This window comes from Delftia sp. BGA-UO-ETr-SB1 (assembly GCF_059567865.1).
In genome coordinates, this window is the sequence record NZ_JCAQOW010000006.1 from 1,960,716 (window position 1) to 1,981,623 (window position 20,908).

At 67.2% G+C, this 20,908-nt stretch carries 20 protein-coding genes and 1 other RNA gene; 13 read left to right on the plus strand and 8 right to left on the minus strand.

Features of this window, described 5'->3' with window-relative positions:
- Window positions 1–26: 26 nt before the first annotated feature.
- A complete protein-coding gene (gene rho / locus AC57B5_RS27570) occupies window positions 27–1,289 on the minus strand; it encodes a transcription termination factor Rho (RefSeq protein ID WP_012206705.1) in 1,263 nt (420 codons plus the stop codon).
- Window positions 1,290–1,555: 266 nt separating this feature from the next.
- Complete coding sequence (gene trxA / locus AC57B5_RS27575) at window positions 1,556–1,888, minus strand: thioredoxin TrxA (RefSeq protein ID WP_012206704.1); 333 nt, start codon at window positions 1,886–1,888, stop codon at window positions 1,556–1,558.
- A gap of 271 nt (window positions 1,889–2,159) precedes the next feature.
- Between trxA and AC57B5_RS27580 the strand changes: the two genes are divergently transcribed.
- Window positions 2,160–3,536, plus strand: coding sequence for a TIGR03862 family flavoprotein (locus AC57B5_RS27580; protein ID WP_202759648.1), 1,377 nt, complete (start codon window positions 2,160–2,162; stop codon window positions 3,534–3,536).
- 65 nt (window positions 3,537–3,601) lie between these two features.
- Here AC57B5_RS27580 and ffs read toward each other — a convergent pair.
- Window positions 3,602–3,698, minus strand: an RNA gene (gene ffs / locus AC57B5_RS27585) — signal recognition particle sRNA small type.
- A gap of 100 nt (window positions 3,699–3,798) precedes the next feature.
- Here ffs and dnaX point away from each other — a divergent pair.
- From dnaX to AC57B5_RS27610, 5 genes are all read left to right on the plus strand, one after another.
- Complete coding sequence (dnaX, locus tag AC57B5_RS27590; protein ID WP_496400701.1) at window positions 3,799–5,985, plus strand: DNA polymerase III subunit gamma/tau; 2,187 nt, start codon at window positions 3,799–3,801, stop codon at window positions 5,983–5,985.
- Between the two features lie 47 nt (window positions 5,986–6,032).
- Window positions 6,033–6,365, plus strand: coding sequence for a YbaB/EbfC family nucleoid-associated protein (locus tag AC57B5_RS27595; protein ID WP_012206701.1), 333 nt, complete (start codon window positions 6,033–6,035; stop codon window positions 6,363–6,365).
- A 145-nt stretch (window positions 6,366–6,510) separates the two neighbouring features.
- Entirely contained in the window at window positions 6,511–7,101 is a 591-nt protein-coding gene (gene recR / locus AC57B5_RS27600) for a recombination mediator RecR (RefSeq protein WP_034396114.1), read from the plus strand.
- 45 nt (window positions 7,102–7,146) lie between these two features.
- Window positions 7,147–7,578 (plus strand): MAPEG family protein, encoded by a 432-nt coding sequence (locus AC57B5_RS27605; protein ID WP_496400702.1) that lies wholly within the window; start codon window positions 7,147–7,149, stop codon window positions 7,576–7,578.
- Window positions 7,579–7,662: 84 nt separating this feature from the next.
- A complete protein-coding gene (locus AC57B5_RS27610) occupies window positions 7,663–8,748 on the plus strand; it encodes an ABC transporter substrate-binding protein (RefSeq protein ID WP_097201699.1) in 1,086 nt (361 codons plus the stop codon).
- A gap of 76 nt (window positions 8,749–8,824) precedes the next feature.
- Here AC57B5_RS27610 and AC57B5_RS27615 read toward each other — a convergent pair whose 3' ends face one another.
- Both AC57B5_RS27615 and gloB read right to left on the minus strand, forming a co-directional pair.
- Entirely contained in the window at window positions 8,825–10,360 is a 1,536-nt protein-coding gene (locus AC57B5_RS27615; protein WP_012206697.1) for a transglycosylase SLT domain-containing protein, read from the minus strand.
- Window positions 10,360–11,133, minus strand: coding sequence for a hydroxyacylglutathione hydrolase (gene gloB, locus AC57B5_RS27620; protein ID WP_012206696.1), 774 nt, complete (start codon window positions 11,131–11,133; stop codon window positions 10,360–10,362). The genes AC57B5_RS27615 and gloB overlap by 1 nt, the downstream gene beginning before the upstream one ends.
- Window positions 11,134–11,152: 19 nt before the next feature.
- Between gloB and AC57B5_RS27625 the strand changes: the two genes are divergently transcribed.
- The 7 genes from AC57B5_RS27625 to AC57B5_RS27655 all read left to right on the plus strand — a co-directional run bounded on the left by AC57B5_RS27625 (window position 11,153) and on the right by AC57B5_RS27655 (window position 18,337).
- Window positions 11,153–11,962 (plus strand): class I SAM-dependent methyltransferase, encoded by an 810-nt coding sequence (locus tag AC57B5_RS27625; RefSeq protein WP_496400882.1) that lies wholly within the window; start codon window positions 11,153–11,155, stop codon window positions 11,960–11,962.
- Window positions 11,959–12,405 carry a ribonuclease HI gene (gene rnhA, locus AC57B5_RS27630; RefSeq protein ID WP_013801482.1) on the plus strand — a complete coding sequence of 149 codons (447 nt, stop codon included), beginning with the start codon at window positions 11,959–11,961 and terminating at the stop codon, window positions 12,403–12,405. Before AC57B5_RS27625 ends, rnhA begins: the two co-directional genes overlap by 4 nt.
- 224 nt (window positions 12,406–12,629) lie before the next feature.
- The gene (locus AC57B5_RS27635) at window positions 12,630–13,715 is read left to right on the plus strand and encodes a porin (protein WP_349612673.1); all 1,086 of its coding nucleotides are present in this window, start codon (window positions 12,630–12,632) and stop codon (window positions 13,713–13,715) included.
- A gap of 51 nt (window positions 13,716–13,766) precedes the next feature.
- Complete coding sequence (locus tag AC57B5_RS27640) at window positions 13,767–14,213, plus strand: (2Fe-2S)-binding protein (RefSeq protein ID WP_012206692.1); 447 nt, start codon at window positions 13,767–13,769, stop codon at window positions 14,211–14,213.
- Window positions 14,191–16,440: a xanthine dehydrogenase family protein molybdopterin-binding subunit gene (locus AC57B5_RS27645; RefSeq protein ID WP_496400703.1), complete on the plus strand. Its 2,250-nt coding sequence runs from the start codon at window positions 14,191–14,193 to the stop codon at window positions 16,438–16,440. Before AC57B5_RS27640 ends, AC57B5_RS27645 begins: the two co-directional genes overlap by 23 nt.
- 38 nt (window positions 16,441–16,478) lie before the next feature.
- Window positions 16,479–17,300, plus strand: a complete 822-nt coding sequence (locus AC57B5_RS27650; protein WP_012206690.1) for a TauD/TfdA dioxygenase family protein — start codon at window positions 16,479–16,481, stop codon at window positions 17,298–17,300.
- A gap of 53 nt (window positions 17,301–17,353) precedes the next feature.
- Window positions 17,354–18,337, plus strand: a complete 984-nt coding sequence (locus AC57B5_RS27655) for a Bug family tripartite tricarboxylate transporter substrate binding protein (protein WP_279211073.1) — start codon at window positions 17,354–17,356, stop codon at window positions 18,335–18,337.
- 53 nt (window positions 18,338–18,390) lie between these two features.
- On the opposite strand, the gene AC57B5_RS27660 is transcribed toward AC57B5_RS27655, so the two are convergent.
- Genes AC57B5_RS27660 through moeA form a run of 3 tightly spaced genes read right to left on the minus strand, consistent with a single transcriptional unit; the run spans window position 18,391 to window position 20,860 of the window.
- Window positions 18,391–19,122 (minus strand): TetR/AcrR family transcriptional regulator, encoded by a 732-nt coding sequence (locus AC57B5_RS27660; protein ID WP_225970995.1) that lies wholly within the window; start codon window positions 19,120–19,122, stop codon window positions 18,391–18,393.
- 46 nt (window positions 19,123–19,168) lie between these two features.
- Window positions 19,169–19,501 carry a thioredoxin family protein gene (locus AC57B5_RS27665; protein ID WP_012206687.1) on the minus strand — a complete coding sequence of 111 codons (333 nt, stop codon included), beginning with the start codon at window positions 19,499–19,501 and terminating at the stop codon, window positions 19,169–19,171.
- 12 nt (window positions 19,502–19,513) lie between these two features.
- Window positions 19,514–20,860: a molybdopterin molybdotransferase MoeA gene (gene moeA / locus AC57B5_RS27670; RefSeq protein WP_496400704.1), complete on the minus strand. Its 1,347-nt coding sequence runs from the start codon at window positions 20,858–20,860 to the stop codon at window positions 19,514–19,516.
- Window positions 20,861–20,908: the final 48 nt, after the last annotated feature.

Genomic DNA, 20,908 nt, shown 5'->3' on the forward strand with positions numbered 1-20,908 from the left:
GGGGGCCGTGGGCTGGATCTCTGCGATCAGCCGCCGCGGCGCATCATGTCGAAGAAGTCCACGTTGGTCTTCGTGGCCCGCATGTTCTTGATCATCAGCTCCATGGCCTCGATCTCGTCCATGTTGTACATGAACTGGCGCAGGATGCGGGTCTTTTGCAGGATCTCGGGAGCCAGCAGCAGTTCTTCGCGGCGTGTGCCGCTCTTGTTGAGTTCGATGGCGGGGAACACGCGCTTCTCGTAGAGACGGCGGTTCAGGGCCAGTTCGCTGTTGCCCGTGCCCTTGAACTCTTCGAAGATCACTTCGTCCATGCGGCTGCCGGTATCCACCAGGGCCGTGGCGATGATGGTCAGCGAGCCGCCTTCTTCCACATTGCGTGCCGCGCCGAAGAAGCGCTTGGGGCGCTGCAGGGCGTTGGAGTCCACGCCGCCCGACAGCACCTTGCCCGACGAGGGCACGACGTTGTTGTAGGCGCGGGCCAGGCGGGTGATGGAGTCCAGCAGGATGACCACGTCCTTCTTGAGCTCGACCAGGCGCTTGGCGCGCTCGATCACCATCTCGGCCACGTGCACGTGGCGCGTGGCGGGCTCGTCGAAGGTGGAGGCGATGATTTCGCCCTTGACCGAGCGCTGCATCTCGGTCACTTCTTCGGGGCGCTCATCGACCAGCAGCACCATCAGGTGCACGTCGGGATGGTTGGCCGTGATGGAGTGGGCGATGCTCTGCATCATCATGGTCTTGCCGCTCTTGGGCGGTGCGACGATCAGCGCGCGCTGGCCGCGGCCGATGGGGGCGATGATGTCGATGATGCGGCCGGTGATGTTCTCCTCACCCTTGATCTCGCGCTCCAGGCGCAGCTGCTGGGTGGGGAACAGGGGGGTCAGATTCTCGAACAGCACCTTGTGCTTGTTCTGCTCGGGCGAGCCGCCGTTGACGGAGTCGAGCTTGGTCAGTGCGAAGTAGCGCTCGCCATCCTTGGGCGTGCGCACTTCACCTTCGATCATGTCGCCGGTGTGCAGGTTGAAGCGGCGGACCTGGCTGGGCGAGATGTAGATGTCGTCGGTGCTGGCCGTATAGCTGGTGTCGGGGCTGCGCAGAAAGCCGAAACCGTCCGGCAGGATTTCCAGCACGCCGTCGGCGAACACTTGTTCGCCTGCCTTGGCTCGCTTTTTGATGATGGCGAACATCAACTCTTGCTTGCGCATGCGACCGACGTTTTCGATCTCAAGCGCTTCGGCCTGCTTCAGGACTTCAGACACGTGCAGTGCCTTGAGTTCATTAAGGTGCATGGAGTGACTCCAGAACGGAGTGGAAAGAAACCAGGGGAAGGCGTTGAGCCAAGCGAAACACTGTGGAAGTGGGCTGGCTTGCCTGAGGGTCTCAGCGCGGCCTTCAATGCATAAGGCCGGTGATGAAGGGCATTATGACAGGAAAAAATCCGAAGGTCACAGGGAAATTTGCGCTGGCGCCTCGTTTATGCGCCAGTGCGATGCGGTGCCGCGGCCAACGCCGGCCCGCATCTGTGACGGCCCCGTGTGCGGGGCCGTCGGGGGAATCAGGCCAGGTGCTGTTCCAGGAAAGCGGACAGCTGTGCCTTGTTGAGGGCGCCCACCTTGGTGGCGGCCAGCTGGCCATCCTTGAACAGCATCAGCGTGGGGATGCCGCGGATGCCGAACTTGGCGGGGATCTCGCGGTTCTCGTCCACATTCATCTTGGCGATGGACAGCTTTTCCTTGTAGGTCTGCGCTGCTTCGTCGAGGATGGGGGCGATCATCTTGCAGGGGCCGCACCATTCGGCCCAGTAATCGACCAGCACCGTGGTGCCAGGCTGCAAGACGTCGGCTTCAAAGCTTGCGTCGGAGATGTGTTTGATCAGTTCGCTGGCCATGGGTGGAGTCCTTGATTTTTCGCAATGAGGAAGGCGCAGGAAAATCCGCACCGCAAAAAGATTGTGACAGAAACCTATCACCTGCTGCACCGTATGGGCGGTAGCTCAATGCTATGACTGTCATAGCTGTTTATGGGGTGGCGACAGGGTTGCCGGGACTCCGGGAATTAGTGGCGCCCGCGCGCAGACCGGCCTGCGGCAGGGTATTCTGCGCGCCCGCGCTGCAGGCATATGTGCCGGCCGGCAGCGCCAAGTTGAATGCGAGCATGGAATGGAAACTGATGTGATGGATGCTTTTGAACCCGGTGCGGCAGCGCGCACGATGGACTGCGATGTGGCGGTGATCGGTGCGGGGCCTGCGGGCCTGATGGCGGCCGAAGGGCTGGCCGGCAAGGGGCTGGATGTCCATGTGTTCGAGGCCAAGTCCTCCGCTGGGCGCAAGTTCCTCATGGCTGGCAAGGGCGGGCTCAACCTGACCCATTCCGAAAACCTGCCCGCCTTTGTCTCCCGCTACGGCGAGCGCAGTGCCGAGGTGTCGCGCTGGCTGGAACTGCTGTCCCCGGATCAACTGCGTGCCTGGGCCGGTGAACTGGGCGTGGAAACCTTTGTGGGCAGCTCGGGCCGCGTATTCCCCAAGGACATGAAGGCTGCGCCCTTGCTGCGTGCCTGGCTGGTGCGTCTGCAGACCCAGGGCGTGGTGCTGCACACGCGCCACCGCTGGGTGGGCTGGCAAGACGGCGATGCGCTGGGCTTTGATACACCCGAAGGGCGGCTGCAGGTGCGTGCAAGGGCCGTGGTGCTGGCATTGGGCGGTGGCAGCTGGGCGCGCCTGGGCTCGGATGGCGCCTGGCTGCCCTTGCTGGAGCAGCGCGGTGTTGAAGTCGCTGTGTTGAAGCCTTCCAACTGCGGGTTCGATGTGGGTCTGGATGGCGCGGCTTCGGGCGGACAGATCGATCGCCGGGAGTTCATGGCCGAGCTGCTGGGCGCCAGCCCCCAGCCTGCGCGCGGCTGGAGTCCTTACTTCACCGAGCGCTTTGCGGGCCAGCCGTTCAAGTCTGTGGCGCTGTCCTTTGATGATGGCAAGGGCCATGTTTTCTCGCGCAAGGGCGAATTCATTGCCACGACCACGGGCGTGGAAGGCAGCCTGATCTATGCCGTCTCTGCGGCGTTGCGCGAAGCTATTGCGCGCGATGGGCAGGCCACCGTCCATCTCGACCTGCTGCCCCAGTTGACGCCCGAGCGCGTGCTGGTGGAAGTGCGCCATCCGCGCGGCTCGCGCAGCTTGGCCAGCCATCTGAAGGGGCGCCTGGGCCTGGACGGCATCAAGGCCGCCGTGCTGCATGAGGTGCTGGGCAAGGAAGGTGTGGCCGACCCTGTGCGGCTGGCCCATGCCATCAAGGCCCTGCCCATCACCGTGGTGGCGGCCCGACCCATTGACGAGGCCATCAGCACGGCAGGCGGCGTGCGGCTGGAAGCTCTGGACGCCAACGGCATGTGCGCAGCCGCTCCTGGCGTTTTCTGCGCCGGCGAGATGCTGGACTGGGAGGCTCCCACGGGCGGCTACCTGCTGACGGCGTGCATGGCCAGCGGCCTGCAGGCGGCGCAAGGCGTTGCGCGCTATCTCAAGGTGGATGGCGCAGAGCGTTAAGGAGGAGAGGGTGCCGCAGCGGGCCTGGACGGGGCAGGCGCCCGCAGGGCCTGCTGTTCAATGAAGGTGACGAGCCTTGCCCTCGGCACTGGTTTCACGGTTAGGGCTGCTTGGTTCCCCACCTGACCCGGTTGGCCGCTTCCCCATGCGAGGAGGCCCGTCACTCTCGATTATAGGGGCAAACACCGGGCCGCCCGGACGACATGGCCGGCCAAACCCGGGTGGCCTCGGGCAAGGGCGCCCAGCCCCGTAGAATCGCGGGATGTCTTATCTTGTGCTGGCCCGCAAATACCGCCCCCGCAATTTCTCTGAAATGGTGGGGCAGGAGCATGTCGTTCAGGCGCTCACCAATGCCCTGACGCAGCAGCGCCTGCACCATGCCTATCTGTTCACCGGCACGCGCGGCGTGGGCAAGACCACGGTCTCGCGCATTCTGGCCAAGTCGCTCAACTGCCAGGGCGCCGATGGCCAGGGCGGCATCACGGCAACGCCCTGCGGCGTCTGTGCGGCCTGTACCGAAATCGACAGCGGGCGCTTTCCCGACTACACGGAGCTGGACGCTGCCTCCAACCGTGGCGTGGACGAGGTGCAGAGCCTGCTGGAGCAGGCTGTCTACAAGCCGGTGCAGGGACGCTTCAAGGTCTTCATGATCGACGAAGTGCACATGCTCACGAACACGGCCTTCAACGCCATGCTCAAGACGCTGGAGGAGCCGCCCGAATACCTGAAGTTCGTGCTGGCCACCACCGATCCGCAGAAGGTTCCCGTGACCGTGCTCAGCCGCTGCCTGCAGTTCAACCTGCGCCCCATGGCGCCCGAGACCGTGCTTGAGCATCTGGGCCAGGTGCTGGGGCAGGAAGGCGTGGCCTCCGAGCCCCAGGCCCTGCGCCTGCTGTCACGCGCCGCGCGTGGCTCCATGCGCGATGCACTGTCGCTGACCGACCAGGCCATTGCCTTTGGCAGCGGACAGCTGCAGGAGGCCACGGTGCGCCAGATGCTGGGCAGCGTGGACCGCAGCCATGTGTTCCGCCTGATCGAGGCACTCGCCCAGGCCGATGGCCAGGTGGTGGTGGAAACCTCCGACGCGCTGCGCCGCAATGGCCTGTCCGCAGCCTCCACGCTGGAGGAAATGTGCGCCGTGCTGCAGCGCATGGCCGTGGCACAGGCCGTGCCGCAGATGGCCGCCGACGCCAGCGATCCAGAAGCTGCAGAGATCGCCCGCCTTGCGGTGCTGATGCCGCGCGACGAAACCCAGCTGCTCTACAGCATCTGCCTGCATGGCCGGGCCGAACTGGGTCTGGCACCCGACGAGTACGCGGCGCTGACCATGGCGCTGCTGCGGCTGCTGGCGTTTAAGCCGCAATCTGCAGAGCCCGCCCCGGGCGTGGCTGAAAAAAAAACTCCAGCGCTGACCCCCTCCACGGCGAAGCCTGAATCTCCCGCGCCCGTTGCGCAGCCCGCACAGCCCGCTGTGCCTGAGGCTCCCGCTGTGCCCGAGGCTCTCGTTGTCCCAGCCAAGGCGGCCATGCCCGTCCCGGTAGCGCCTCCTGCTCCTGTCGCGCCTGTCGCATCTCCCGTGACCGCTGCGCCCGCCGTGGTCGCTCCCGTGGTGCAAGCCGTTGCGGCTCCAGCGCCTGTTCAGGCGCCCGCGGCCGTGGCCGCAGTTGCCATGCCGGAACCCGTGCTTGCGCCTGTCCAGGAGGCCAGGCCTTCCGCTGCTCCAGAGGTGAAGCCGGCCGCCGGTGTCGCCCAGGAGCCTGTGGATGAGCCCGTGGACGATGTGCAGGAAGACGAAGACTCTTCTGCCGATGAGGCGCCACAGGCGCAGGATGCCGATGCACCGGACGAGGGGGCCTGGGCCGGGATGCCCGATGAAGGCTGGGCCGACGAAGGCCGCTGGAGCGATGACGGAGATCTGGCCCTGGAGCCGCCTGCCGCTGCCGTGGCACGGCAGTCCGAACCGCAGATCGACACTCAGATCGATGTGCAGGACTTCGCTCCCGAACGTGGCCGCCAGTCCCCCGGTGCGCCACCCGCGCCGACCGTGGAGCGCACGCCCGACGGCGATGTCTGGCACGCTGCCGTCCAGCAACTGGTGCAGGCCGAGGCCGTCACGGCGCTGGCGCGGCAGCTGGCGCTGCAGTCGCAACTGGTGGCGCGCGATGGCGATGCATGGACGCTGCGCGTGGAAAGCAGCTCGCTGGCGCAGCCCGCCACGCGCGAGCGCCTGCGTGCGGCGCTGGAGGCCGCTGGCCTGGCGCGGCAACTGCATGTCGAGCAAGGCGCCGTGGCAGACAGCCCCGCGCGGCGCAATGCGGTGGCCAGCCATGAGCGCCAGCGCATTGCAGAAGACATCGTGATGAATCATTCTCTGGTGCAGACCCTGATCCGCAGCCATGGCGCGAAAATCGTGCCCGGCAGTATCAAACCCGTATCCATTCAGCCCTGACACGCTCTAGAGCGTTTCGTTTTTACCCTACAGAAGAAGGAACTCACATGTTCAACAAAGGACAACTGGCCGGCCTGATGAAGCAAGCCCAGGCCATGCAGGACAACCTCAAGAAGGCCCAGGATGAACTGGGCAACATCGAGGTGGAAGGCGAGTCTGGCGCGGGCCTCGTGAAGGTGGTCATGACCTGCAAGCACGACGTCAAGCGCATCACCATCGACCCCAGCCTGCTGGCCGAAGACAAGGACATGCTGGAAGACCTGGTGGCTGCCGCCTTCAACGCCGCCGTGCGCAAGGCCGAAGAGACTTCCAACGAGAAGATGGGCAAGCTCACGGCCGGCATGCCCGGCCTGCCGGGCGGCATGAAGTTCCCGTTCTGAGGCAGGCCCCAGCGGTTGTGCCGAACAGCCTGGAGAGGCCATGCCGGCTTCTCCAGCTGCCCACTCCTGTGGAGTGGCCATCGAGCGATCTGCCCCTGCAGATCGCTTTTTTTCTGAGACCCTTCTCCATTGAAAGGAAGCTGCCATGTCGGACGTGCAATCGCTCGATGGCCTGATCGAGGCCTTGCGCAGGCTCCCGGGTGTGGGCATCAAGTCGGCGCAGCGCATGGCCTTCCACCTGCTGCAGCGCGACCAGGACGGCGCGCGGCAACTGGCCCGTGCCCTGACGATGGCCGTGGAGTCGGTCACCCACTGCGAGCGCTGCCATACCTTCACCGAAGGCCGCATCTGCTCCATCTGCCAGGACGAAGGGCGTGACGCGGCCCGGCTGTGCGTGGTGGAGGCGCCCGCCGATATGGCGGCCATGGAGCGCACGGGTGCCTACCAGGGCTATTACTACGTGCTGATGGGGCGGCTGTCGCCACTCGACGGCATAGGTCCGCGCGATCTGAACCTGTCATCCCTGCTGGAGCGTGCCGGCGACGGCAAGGTGCAGGAGGTGATCCTGGCCACCAGCTTCACGGCCGAAGGCGAGGCCACGGCCCATGCGATCAGCGAGGCCCTGAAGGCGCGCGGCATCCATGTGACGCGGCTGGCGCGCGGCGTGCCCATAGGCAGCGAACTTGAGTACGTGGACCTGGGTACGATCGCCCATGCGCTGGTGGACCGCCGGTAGTGGCCGAGGCGGCTGGCGTTTCTTGTCTTTTCATCAGGAGCCTGTATGCCGACCTCTGTCATCCTGCCGCCCGGCGGCTTCTCCATAGCGCATTGGTGCCTGCTGGTGGCGGCCCTGCTGCCGCTGGCCTGCGCCTACATCGCCAAGGCGCCCGGCATGAAGCACCGGCCGGGGCAGCGCGGTTTCGACAACCACGAACCCCGGGCCTGGCTGGCGCAGCAGACGGGCTACCAGGCACGGGTCAACGCGGCGCAGGCCAATAGCTTCGAGTGCCTGCCGTTCTTCATTGGCGCCTTGCTGGTTGCCTGGCAATTGGGTGCACCGTCCTCGCGTGTCGATGGTCTGGCCGTGGCCTTTGTTGTGTTGCGCATTGCCTACATCGCCTTCTATGTGACGGACCGCGCCACGCTGCGCAGTCTGGCCTGGGCGCTGGCGCTGGTGGTGAATCTGCTGCTGTTTTTCGCGGGCTACCGCTGAGGCCTGGGTGAGGGCCGGGCGCGTGTTCACCGCGCGCCGTGCTGGCCCTGAAACCTACGGTGTTTCACATACGGGCAAGCACCGATGCTGTGCACGCGGGCTCTGGGCATGATCGTGCTGCACTGCAGCAAAATAACCATCATGTCTTCCCACGTGCTTGATCGCCGAACCTTGTTGAGCCTCATGGGGCTGGGTTCCCTTTGGTCGCTTCCTTCCCTCGGTTCGGCCGAGCTGGTGACGATTTCCGTGGGCGGTCAGGGCCTGCTGTATTACCTGCCGCTGGTGATTGCCCAGCAACTGGGGTACTTCGAGGCCGAGGGCCTGACCGTGCGCATCGATGACTATCCGGGCGGGTCGCAGTCGCTGCAGGCGCTGGAATCGGGCGCCGCCGATGTGTGCGCGGGTGCCTATGAACACACGCTTGTCGCGCAGCAGCGCGGCAGTGTGCTGCGTGCCTTCGTCGTGCAGGGGCGTGCGCCGCAGATTGCGCTGGGCGTGTCCTCGCGCTGGATGCCGCGCTACCAGACGCTGGCCGACCTGCGCGGGCGGCGCGTGGGCGTGTCCTCGCTGGGCGCATCCACGGCCCGGGCCGTGCAACTGATGCTGCTGGGCGATGGTCTGGAGGCCGATCTGGTGCAACTGGTGGGTGTGGGCTCGGGGCCTGACGCCATGGAGGCGCTGCGCACCGGGCGCGTGCATGCGCTGTGCCATGCGGACCCGCTGATGAGCGTGCTGGAGGACAAGGGAGCCGTGCGCATCGTCAGAGACCTGCGTGATCTGCGCAGCAGCGCGCAGCTGTACGGCGGCTCCATGCCCTCGGGCACGCTGTACGCGACCCAGGCCTTTTTGCGCAAGAACCCGGCCAAGGCCCAGGCGCTGAGCAATGCCATGGTCCGATCGCTCAAGTGGCTGCAGACCGCTGCGCCCATGGATGTGCTCAGGGCCGTGCCTGCACCTTATCTGCTGGGCTCGCGGCGCGCCTATCTGTCGGCCTTCGAGCACATGCGCACCACGATCTCGCCCGATGGCCTGATGCCCGATGACGGGCCTGCCACGGCCCTGCGCGCCCTGGTCCGGCTCAACCCTGCGCTGGCGCGCAGCGGTATCGACCTGGAGCGCTCGTTCACCAACGAATTCGTGCGGCAGTCCCGCCAGCGTTTCCACACCTGAGCTCCCGGGCCGCACGCAAAAGAGCCCGCGAAAGCGGGCTCTTTGGATTGGGGCAGTGGCGGTGCCTTCAGCGCCTTCAGCGCTTTTTCACCTTGGATGGCTTGCCGCCACGCGGCGCCGTGGTGACCGACACCTTGGCATTGCGGTTTTGCGGCTGCACGGCCACCTTGCGTGCGGTTCCGGTGGACTTGGCCGCCCGGGCATTGCCGCCGCTGCTGGCGCGCACCGGTAGGTAGGCCACCAGCGATTGGCCGGCATGCAGGGTGGCGGAGGACTTCAGGTCATTCCAGTCCGCCAGATTGGACGCGCTGACGCCGTAGCGGTTGGCCACGCTGATGAGCGTGTCGCGCTTGCGGGCCTTGATGGTGGTGCGGCGCGTGACGATCTCGGGGGCAAAGCTGATCTGGCCGTTGTCGGCCACGTGGCCGGCCACGTCGGCACGCACGTTGGCGCCGCGCGGCACCATGAGCGCGGAGCCGGCCTTGATCAGCATGCGCGGGGGGATGTTGTTGAGGGCGCGCAGGTCGGACTCGCCCAGGCCCACGCGCTGGGCCGCCTCGGCCACGCTGATGGTGGAGGGCACGGTCCACACGGTCCAGCTCGCGTACTGGCCTTCGTCGAAGGCCTGCATGTTGCGGCGGAACACCTTGGCGTTGTCCCAGGGCAGCAGGATCTCCGGCGTGCCGGCCGCAAAGATCACCGGCTTGCGGAAGCTAGGATTCAGCGCCTTGAAGTCATCGGTCGACACGTCGGCCAGCTTGGCCACCAGTTCCACGTCGATGTCACGGGTGATGGTGACGGTCTGGAAGTAGGGGTGGTTCTCGATCAGCGGCAGCTCGGTGTTGAACGCATCGGGGTTGGCCACGATGTTCTTGACGGCCTGCAGCTTGGGCACGTACATGCGGGTCTCGGCCGGCATCTGCAGGTCGGTGTAGCCCGTGGGCAGGCCCAGCTTCTCGTTGCGCTTGATGGCGCGGCCCACGCTGCCTTCGCCCCAGTTGTAGGCGGCCAGGGCCAGGTGCCAGTCGCCGAACATGTCGTAGAGCTTTTGCAGGTAGTCCAGCGCGGCGCGCGTGGAGGCCAGCACGTCGCGGCGGTCGTCGCGGAAGGCGTTTTGCTTGAGGTCGAAATAGGTGCCGGTGGCCGGCATGAACTGCCACATGCCGGCCGCCTTGGCGGTGGAGACGGCCTGCGGGTTGAAGGCGCTCTCGATGTAGGGCAGCAGCGCCAGCTCGGTGGGCATGTTGCGCCGCTCCAGTTCCTCGACGATGTGGAACAGGTACTTGCTGGAGCGCTCGGTCATGCGCTGTATGTAGTCGGGCCGGCTGGCATACCACTGCTCGCGGTCCTTGACCAGATCCTGGTCCAGGTCGGGCATGGCGAAGCCCTGGCGAATGCGTACCCACAGATCGCCCGTGGTCTCCAGCGAGGCCACGCCGCCGTTGCCGGCGCTGCCTGTGCCCAGCGGGCTCAGCGGTCCGTTGGGGTACATCGGGGAGTGCGGTGCGGTGCTGGGGGCGGGGGCCGTGCTGGCCAGGTCCGGGCTGCTGGTGGTGGCGCAGCCCGCAAGAGCCAGCAGGCTGCCCAGCAGCAGGGTGTGTAGCAGTTTCATCAGAAGACGTTTTTCCATTGGCGCAGGCCGGCCAGCACGCTGGCGGGGTCCTGCTGTCTCACCTGTGCGTCGAAGCCTGCGGCGGCGGCGGCCACTGCGGATTCGCGCGTTCTAAGAAAGGGATTGATGGAGCGCTCGGTCTCCATCAGGGAAGGCAGCGTGGGCCGGCCGGCCTCGCGCAACGCCTGACAATGCCTCTGGTAGTGAGCCAGGGCCTGGTTGTTTGGTTCCACGGCCTGCGCAAAGCGCAGGTTGGACATTGTGTACTCATGTGCGCAGCAGACCAGGGTGTTGTCCGGCAGCGCGGCCAGATCGTCCAGCGATTGCTGCATCTGCTGCGGCGTGCCTTCGAACAGGCGCCCGCACCCCCCTGAAAACAGCGTATCGCCGCAGAACAGCACGGGCTGCGCCTGCGCCGCCGTGCTGTAGAAGGCGATGTGGCCGCTGGTGTGGCCGGGCACGTCAATGACCTGCCAGGGGCCGCCCAGGGCCTGCACGGTATCGCCACCCTGCACGCGCTGCACGGGCTCGGGCAACTGCTCGTAGGCGGGGCCCCAGACCTGGGCGCCCGTGGCTTGGCGCAGCTGCGCCACGCCGCCGACATGATCGGCATGGTGGTGGGTGACTAAAATGCCCTGCAACTGCAAGTCCAGCTGGCGCAGGCTGGCCAGCACGGGCGCTGCATCGCCGGGATCGACGACCAGGGCCTGCCCTGCGTCGTACAGCAGCCAGATGTAGTTGTCGGAAAAAGCGGGGATGGGCAACAGGTTCATGAGCAGCAAAATTATAGGGATGCATCACTGGACGCAATCTGCCCTCGGCCACTACCTGCTGGAATGGGAGCAGCAGCGCTGCGACGAGGCGGTGGCCGATATTTTCGGCTATCACAGCCTGCAGTTGGGCATGCCCATGCTCCAGGGGCTGCGCGCCAATCGCATGCCGCACCGCTGGCTGGCCCTGGATTCCATGCAGGATGCGGTGCCAGCCGAGACAGTGCCGCCGCTGGAGGTGCCCGTGGCGCTGCTGGCCGATCCGGCCGCGCTGCCGTTTTCCGAGGCCAGCCTCGACCTCGTCGTCATGCCGCACACGCTGGAGACCTCGCCGGACCCGCATGCCGTGTTGCGCGAGGCGGCCAGGGTGCTGATGCCCGAGGGCCGTATCGTCGTGTGCGGGCTCAACCCCGCCAGTCTGCTGGGCGTGCAGCGCCGTGCCGAGCGCGGCGTGTACCTGCCCGATGTGGGCTGGGGCGTGGGCTACTGGCGGCTGCGCGACTGGCTGCGATTGCTGGCCTTCGAGATCGAGGCCGTGCAGTTCGGCTGTTATCGTCCCGCCGTGCAGACGGATCGCTGGCTGCGGCGCTGGCAGTTCATGGACCGCGTGGGGCGGCTGGGCTGGCCCATGCTGGGCGGCGTGTACTGCGTGGTGGCCGTCAAGCGCGTGCCGGGCGCGCGCATGCTGGAGCCTGCCTGGCGTGGCCGCGCAGCCGTGTCGGGCGCCTCCGTGCCTGTGGCCCACCGCATGCCGGCGCAGGCGGTGCAGGGCAGCGATCCGCATTCCAACCGGCCTGAAGGCCGGGCCATTCAACCCAAGGAAATTTTTTGAATCAAGTTGTTATCTACACGGACGGCGCCTGCAAGGGCAATCCGGGTCCCGGCGGCTGGGGCGTGGTGCTGGAGGCCGGCAGCGCCAGAAAAGAGCTGTTCGGCGGCGAGCTGAACACCACCAACAACCGCATGGAGATGATGGCCGTGATCGAGGCGCTGTCCGCGCTCAGGCGGCCCTGCGATGTGGTGCTCTACATCGACAGCCAGTACGTGCTCAAGGGCATCACCGAATGGATCCATGGCTGGAAGGCCAAGGGCTGGAAGACGGCCTCCAAGGAGCCGGTCAAGAACGTCGAGCTGTGGCAGCGGCTGGATGCCCTGGTCCAGGGCGGCGGCCACCGCATCGACTGGCGCTGGGTCAAGGGCCACGCAGGCGACCCTGGCAACGAGCGGGCAGACGCCCTGGCCAACAAGGGCGTGGACCAGGCACTGGGGCGCTGAGCGCCTGGTGCGGGGGCGGGTGCAATGCCCGTCCCTTGCTTCCACCTCCCGAGACCTACCTACAACGCGGTAGATGAAAACCCCAGAACCAGAATTCGGCCCGCGCAGCTAATATTTCCATAAGTGGAAATTAGTTCGCGCCTTGCCAGGCATCTTCCGTGGCGTGGTGTTCAAAATTGCCACTTGTGGAATTTTTAACCATCTCACGATGAAAGAGCCTTGCGATGAAATACAAAGCAATTGCCGCATTGGCGATGCTGGGCGGCGCGGGAGCGGCGCTGGCCCAGAGTTCGGTGACGCTGTACGGCAGCATGGACCTGACCATGCCCTGGATCAGCGATGTGCGCGGGAGCCGGCTGACGCGCATGGATTCGGCCATTTCCCAGCCTGACCTCTGGGGCCTGCGCGGCTCGGAGGACTTGGGGGGCGGCCTGAAGGCCTCGTTCCAGCTGGAAAACGGATTCCTCACGGACATCGGCTCGCCGATCTCGCCGACCAGCTACTTCAACCGGGCTTCCTGGGTGGGTCTGGACAGCGCGTCGATGGGCTCGGTGCGGCTGGGTCGCCAGGTCGATTTCACGGCCGGCACGCTGAGCCAGTGGGGCAACGGCTACCAGCTCTACAACTTCTATCTCTACCACCCCGGCAATCTGGACGGCCTGTCCAGCCAGTTTCCGGTGGACAACTCCGTGGTCTACCTGACGCCTAGCATGGGCGGCATGCAGTTCGGCGCGCAGTACGGCTTTGGCGAGGTGCCGGGCCGCTCGCAGGCCAACCGTACCTACAGCGTCATGGGCAGCTATTCCAGTGCCAAGCTCAATCTGGCCGTGGCCTACACCGATGCGCGTGGCCGTGCCTTCGATATCGCCGGGCGCACGGGCCTGGCGAACGCGCTGGGCCAGGACCTGGTGGCGGGCCGGCCGCTGGTGCTCGACACCTTCCAGGTGCTGGGCATCGGCGGCGGTTACCAGCTCGATGCGCTTCCGGTCCGGCTCAACGCGCTGCTGACGCGCTCCACGCTCAAGTACGGCGGGGCCTCCAGCAACATGAGTGCCCTTGACCTGGGCCTGGCCTGGCAGACCAGCCAGTCCGTGACCATCAACACGGGCTACTCCTTCAGCCGTTTCGAGCAGACGAAGTGGAACCAGGTCCACCTGGGCGCGCGCTACGCCTTCTCCAAACGCACGCAGCTGCATGCCTCGGTCACGCACCAGCGCGCCTCGGATGGCGTGGCGGCGATGAACTCCGTGGGCGTTGCCAGCGGGCGCACGCAGACCGTGATTGCGGCAGGCATACACCACTCGTTCTGAGAGGCATGAGACATGCAGCCCCGGCGACGCGGGCGCATTGGAGACCCCACGATGAAATTCACCCTCAATTCCCGAAGCGTGGCCTTTGACGGCGACGGGCAGACCCCCTTGCTGTGGGTGCTGCGCGATCACTTCAAGCTGCCCGGCACCAAGTTCGGCTGCGGCATCAGCATGTGCGGGGCCTGCACGGTCCATGTCGATGGCGAGCCGGTGCGCTCCTGCGTGCTGCCCGTCTCGACGGTGGGCGGCAAGGCGGTCACGACCATCGAAGGTCTGTCCAGCAACCGTTCCCACCCCATCCAGAAGGCCTGGATGGACAAGGACGTGCCGCAGTGCGGCTACTGCCAGTCCGGCATGGTCATGGCCGCTGCCGCGCTGCTCAAGACCCATCCACAGCCCACCGATGCGCAGATCGACGAGGCCATGACCAATCTGTGCCGCTGCGCCACCTACCACCGCATCCGGGAGGCCATCCATGCCGCAGCGTCCAAGCAATGAACGGGGCCGCACGGCCGGCTCTGCCATCTCGCTGCGGCGCAGGCATCTGCTCCAGAGCGCTGCTGCGCTGCTGGTGGCCCCTGCTGCCGGCAGCCTGCTGATTCCGCTGGCGCAGGCCGCGCCAGCGGAGGCCGGTGCAGCGGCAGCAACGGCTTCCTCCATCGGCGACTGGGTCTGGATCGAGCCTTCGGGGCAGGTGGTGATCGGCGTGTCGCAGTGCGAGGTGGGCCAGGGCATCTACACGGGCCTGCCCCAGGTGCTGGCCGACGAGCTCGATGCCGACTGGGCCAGCGTGACCGTGCGCTTCGTCACGGGGCGCGACGCCTATCGCAACGATGCGGGCGAGATGCCGTTCCAGCAGTTCGTGGGCGCGTCGATGTCGATGAACTATTTCTACGAGCGCATGCGCCTGGCCGGTGCCCAGGCCCGTGATGTGCTGCTGCGTGCCGGCGCGGCCCGGCTGGGCGTGCGGGCATCCCAGTGCAGCACGCGCGCCGGCCGGGTGCTGCACTCCGCGACGGGTCGCAGCGTGGGCTACGGCGAGATCGTGGCCGAGGCTTCCAGGCTGTCCATCGCCGCGCGCCCGCGCATGAAGTCGGCTTCCGAGCAGGGCCTGATCGGCCGCAACCTGCGCCGGGTGGACACCCCGGCCAAGGTCGATGGCAGCGCGGTCTTCGGCATCGATGTCGAGGTGCCCGGCATGCTGATCGGCGCCGTGCGCATGGCGCCCAGCGTGACGGGGCGCATCGTGCGCATCCGCAACGAGGCAGAGGTGCGCGCGCGCCCCGGCGTACATGCCGTCGTGCGCACCACGCAGTGGCCCGACCCCGAGCCCAGCACCGTGGTCGTGGTGGCCGATTCGTACTGGATCGCCAAGCAGGCCGCCGACGCGCTGGACATCGAATTCGACGCCGGCGCGGCGGCCGGCGTGGACAGCGAGCGCATCCATGCGCAGTTCGTCGCAGGCCTGGCCAGCGACAAGGCCGTCGTTGCCCGCAGCCTGGGCAAGCCGCGCGAAATGCTGGCAGCGGGCAAGCCGATCACGGCCGACTACCACTCGCCCTACATCACGCACGCCACCATGGAGCCGCTGGCCGCCACCGTGCATGTGCGCGACGGCGAAGTCGAAACCTGGGGGCCCTACCAGGGCCAGGACTTCCTGCGTGGCGAACTCGGCAAGGCCTGCGGGGTGCCTGCGGACAAGGTCATCGTGCACACCACCTTCCTCGGGGGCAGCTTCGGGCGCAAGTACATGCCCGACTTCGCCTTGCATGCGGCAGCGGCATCCAAGGCCGTGGGCCGGCCCATCAAGGTCATCCGCTCGCGCGAGGACGACATACGGCATTCCTACTACCGGCCCGGTGCCTCGGGGCGGCTGAGTGCCGTGCTGGGCGCCGACGGCCTGCCTGCCGCGCTGCATGCACGCATCTCGGGCCAGTCGCTGTACGGGGCCATCAACCCCAAGAAGATGGCCGATGCAGGCGGCTGGGACGAGACCATGGTCGAGTCCATCTACGACCTGATCTACGGCGTGCCCAACCTGCTGGTGGATGCCGTGGACGTGCAGCAGCCCATACCGCTGAGCTATCTGCGCAGCGTGGGCACCACGTCCAGCGTGTTCTTCCTGGAAAGCTTCATCAGCGAGCTGGCCCACACCGCAGGCGTGGACGACTACCAGTACCGGCGCCGCCTGCTGGCCGGCCAGCCGCTGGCGCTGGGCGTGCTGGATGCGGCGGCCAAGGCCGCGCGCTGGGAGCAGCCCGCACCGGCAGGGCTGCACCGCGCCATGACCTTCAACGTCTACACGGGGCGGGGCGAGAGCTTCCAGACCTTCGTCGCGCTGGTCATGGAATTGCGTGTTGTGGAAGGCCGCGTGCGGCTGGAGCGCGCCATCTGCGCCATCGACGCGGGCCGCGTGGTCAACCCGGGACTGGTCAAGGCCAATGTCGAAGGCGGCATCGGCTTTGCGCTGACCAACACCTTCAAGAGCCGGCTGGGCTTTGACAAAGGCGTGGTGCAGCAAAGCAATTTCCACGACTACCCGCTGCTGCAACTGTCCGAAATGCCCCGCGTGGAGGTGGTCCTGGTCGAAAGCGACCGGCCGCCCCAGGGCTGCGGCGAAGTGGCCCTGGGCCCCACGGCGCCTGCCGTGGCCACGGCCCTGTTCCATGCCACCGGCCGCCGGTTCCGCTCCATGCCGCTGCCGCAGGACATCGCGTCCACCTGATCACCCCCCAACCCGCTTTTTTCGAGAAAAGGAATTTCATGCAAGTCGAACACATCACCCCGTGCATAGGATCGGAGATCTACGGCATCGATCTCTCGGACCCGGCGCAGGTGCATGACCATGCGGACGCGCTGCGCCGGCTGCTGGCCGAGCGCCAGGTCATATTCTTCCGCGACCAGACGCTGGACCCTGCGCAGCAGGTGCGCGTGGCCCAGGTGTTCGGCAAGGTAGAGCCCGTCTCCTCCACCTTTCCCTCGCACCCGGACGATCCCCATGTCGAGCTGCTGATCAGCCAGGGCACGCGCACCGGCACCGACATCTGGCATGCCGACCTGACCTGGCAGACCAAGCCGCCCGCCGGCGCCTGCCTCTACGCCGTGGACGTGCCGCCCACGGGCGGCGACACCATGTGGGCCAGCATGACCACGGCCTTCGCCTCGCTGGCGCCCGAGCTGCAGGCCTATCTGCGCAAGCTGCGCGCCACCCACAACTGGGAGGCGCCAGCGCTCAGGCAAAGCCTGATGCGCCGAGATCCGTCTGGCGAGGCCTATCGCGCCACCCGCCTCAAGCATCCGCCGCTGGAGCAGCCCGTGGTCCTGGAGCACCCGGTCACCGGGCTGCCCGTGGCCTTTGTGAACTCGCTCTACACCACGCACATAGAAGGCGTGACCAGCGACGAGAGCGCGGCCCTGATCGCCATGCTCAGCGGGCTGGCCAAGGTGCCTGAATGGCAGGTGCGCTTTCGCTGGCGCAAGGGCTCGGTGGCCATCTGGGACAACCTGGCCACGCAGCACTACGCGGTCAATGACTACCACCCCGCAGCGCGGCGGATGCACCGTGTGGCGATACGCCAGGCTTGAGCCCGGCAACGACCTTTGCTGACAATGAAAAAACCACGATGAAAGCCCTCTCCATGAAAGCGAAACGCAGAACGCTCGCCCTGGGCGCGGCCATGGCCCTGGCGCTGCTCGCCGGTCCGGCGCAGGCCCAGACCCAGACCTACCCCCACAAGCCGGTCACCATCGTCGTGGCCTACCCCGCTGGCGGCGATACCGACGCGCTGGCGCGGCTGCTGGGCGAGAAGCTGTCGGCCCGCATCGGCCAGTCCGTGCTCGTGGACAACCGCGCGGGCGCCAGCGGCACCATAGGCAGCAGTTTCGTGGCCAAGGCACCGGCCGATGGCTACACGCTGCTGCTGGCGCCCAATACCTTTGCCATGGCTCAACTGGTGCTCAAGCTGGGCGCGGGCCACGGCTACGACGTGCTCAATGGCTTCACGCCCGTGATCGAGGTCGGCTCCACTTCGCTGTTCCTCGTCGCCGGGCCCGGTGCGGGCGTGCGCAGCTTCAAGGAGGCCATCTCCTCCAGCCAAGGCCGCTCACTGGGCTATGCCACGCCGGGCAACGGCTCGCCCATGCACTTCCTCGGCGAGATGGTCCGGCGCGCCACGGGCGCCCGCTTCGAGGCCATACCCTACAAGGGCGTGGCCCCGGCCGTCACCGATGTGGTGGGCGGCCATGTGCCCTTCACCTACAGCACGCTGGGCTCCATCGCTCCCTATCTGCCCGGCGGCAAGCTGGTGGCGCTGGCCGTGGCCGATGCCCAGCGCTCACCGCTGGCGCCCGACGTGCCCACGCTGGCCGAGCTGGGCTACAAGGACGTGGAGCTGACCGCCTGGTACGGCCTGTTCGGCCCCAGGAACATGCCCGCCGAGGTGGTCAAGCTGCTGAATACGCACCTCAACGAGATCCTCAGGATGCCCGACGTGGTGGCGCGCATGGCCACGCTGGGAACCGTCCCTGTGGGCGGCCCGCCCCAGCGCCTGGGCAAGACCAATGCCGGCGATTTCGAGCGTTTCGGGCGGCTGGTCAAGGAGCTGGGCATACAGCCGGACTAGATTGAACAGGCGCTGAACGAAAGGAGGGAGGAAGCAGCGGGCGCCGGCGCAAGTCATCCCGGGTGGTGGCCCGGGGAAGGAGGGTGGTCTTGCGCCGGCGCATCCTGCCTGATGCGCTCGGCCAGCAGGTGGGACATGAAGCGCAGGTAGCGCTCGATCTGCTGGTCTGCCTCGGGTCCCTCACCGAACAGTTCGGCCAGCAGCGGCCGTGCCGTGGGCAGGAAGGCCGAAATGCTGAGGATGGCCAGGTGGATGAAGCGCGGGTCCACCTGTGCCGGGTGGCTGGCCTGTGCTCCGTCCATCAGCATGGTCGAGGTCAGCTCCAGCCCGCGCCGCGTGATGCGCTGCAGCGGCGTGCCCGAGGGCGGCGGCTCTTCTTCGCTTTCGTAGTGGTAGATCTCGGAGAGCGCCAGCCGCTCGAACTGCGGGTGCTCGCGCATGAAATCCAGCCGCAGCAGCAGGCGCTGGTAGACGCGCTCTTCCACCGTGCCCTGCGTCCTGAGCGCCACTTCCATGCGGTTTTGCAACTCGCGCATCAGTGACTCCGTCACCTCCTGCAGCAAGCCCTTGAGGCTGCTGAAGTAGTAGCGCACCAGGGCACGCGTGACACCGGCTGCCGCCGCGATTTCCAGAATGCTCAGCTGCTCCGGCGTGCGGGTCTTGAGCAGGTTGACCGTGGTCTGCAGGATGATGTCCCGTCCCACGGCATCGTCGGCCAGCGGGCGGCCGCTGTTGCGGCGGGGCTTCTTGGGCGCGGATTCGGTTGGCTTCTTTTGAGGCGGCATGCGGGCCATTGTCGGCGATACACAGGCAGCGGCCGCGCCGCAAGCGTCAGGGCTGGGCGGTGATGCGGGCCAGCGCGTCCGCGATCTCGCGGGCCTGCTGGGGCCGCACCAGCCTTTGCACCTCCTGCCCGTCACGCAAAAAGATCAGGGTGGGCCAGAGCTTGACGCGGTAGCTGCGACCCAGGGCCCGGCCGGGGCCGTCTTCCACCTTGATGTGGGCCACCTGCGGGGCGGCCTCCAGCGCCTGGGCAATCAGCGGTTGCGCGCCCTGGCAGTGGCCGCACCAGGCGGTGCCGAACTCCAGCAAGGTAGCGCCGGGCAGCGTGTCGACGGTGCTGCGATCGGGGGCGTCGGTCAGGTGCTTGGACTGGAAGGGCATGGGAATCTCCTGTCAGGGAAAGGCCTGCAGCGGCAGGATGGACACGGTTTCGCCGGCTTGCACGGCACCGCGCTCATGTTCGAGCACGATGAGGCAGTCCGCCTCGGCCATGGAGCGCAGCACGCCCGAACCCTGCGGCCCGGTGGTACGCACCAGGCAGCGGCCATCGGCGCCTGTGGACAGAAGGCCGCGCTGGTACTCGGTGCGGCCCGGCCGCTTGGACAGCGCATGGGCAGCCACGGCCTGGGGCAGGGCGGCCGGCTCGGCAGCCGCCTGCGCAGCGCCCATGAGCTGCAGCAGCGCCGGACGGACAAAGACCAGAAAGCTGACCATGGCGGCCACGGGATTGCCAGGAAGGCCGATCAGCACCGTGGTGCGTGCAGGCGTGCGGCTTGCGGCAAACGGCGTGCCCGCATCGGGCTGCAGCAGGCCCACGGCCAGCGGCCGGCCGGGCCGCATGGCCAGTCGCCAGAAGTGCACGCAGCCCATGCGCTGCAGCATGGCGCGCGTGTGGTCGGCCTCGCCTGCGCTGATGCCGCCGCTGGTCAGCACCACGTCGGCCAGGGAGGCGGCTTCGCGCAGGCGCTCCTGCAGGGCCTCGGGCTCGTCGGCCACCACGCCCAGGTCCAGCACCTGCACGCCCATGCGCTGCAGCAGGCCGATGAGGCTGAAGCGGTTGCTGTCGTAGACCGCACCCTCGCGCGGTGCCGTGCCGGGGTGGAGGATTTCATCGCCCGTGGAGAAATAGGCCACGCGCAGCCGCCTGCGCACGCGCACCTGGGGCTGGCCCAGGCTGGCGATCAGGCCCAGGGCCGCGGGATGCAGGCGCTGGCCCGCCGACAGGGCCACGCGGCCCAGGCTCAGGTCCTCGCCGCGCAGGCGCCGGTTGTCCCCGGCACGCACGCTGCCTGCCGGAATGCCGATGTGGTCAGTGCCTGCGGACACGGTGCGTTCATGCGCGATCACCGTGTCCAGCCCGCTCGGCAACACGGCGCCGGTCATGATCTTGATGCACTCGCCGGCCTGCACGGTGCCGTGCCAGGGTTTGCCGGCCAGGGCCTGGCCGACCACGCGCAGCACCAGCGGTGCAGCGGGCGAACCGGCGTGAGCTGCCTGCAACTGGCCGCCATCGAAGGCATAGCCATCCATGGCGGCGTTGTCATGCGCTGGCACATCGACGGGGGAGACGATGTCTTCGGCCAGCACGCGGTCCAGCGCATCGGCCAGCGCCAGCGTCTCCAACTCTGCCACCGGGCCCAGGGGCTGCAGCAGGCAGGCCAGCTGTGTCAGGGCCTGATCGACCCTCAGGTCCTGGGTGGATGCGGTGGTGGGGGATGCGGGCTGGAAGGATGCTGTCATCAGAACGGAATCCGGTTGGGCAAGGCGGCGTGCGGGCCGGCGGCGCGG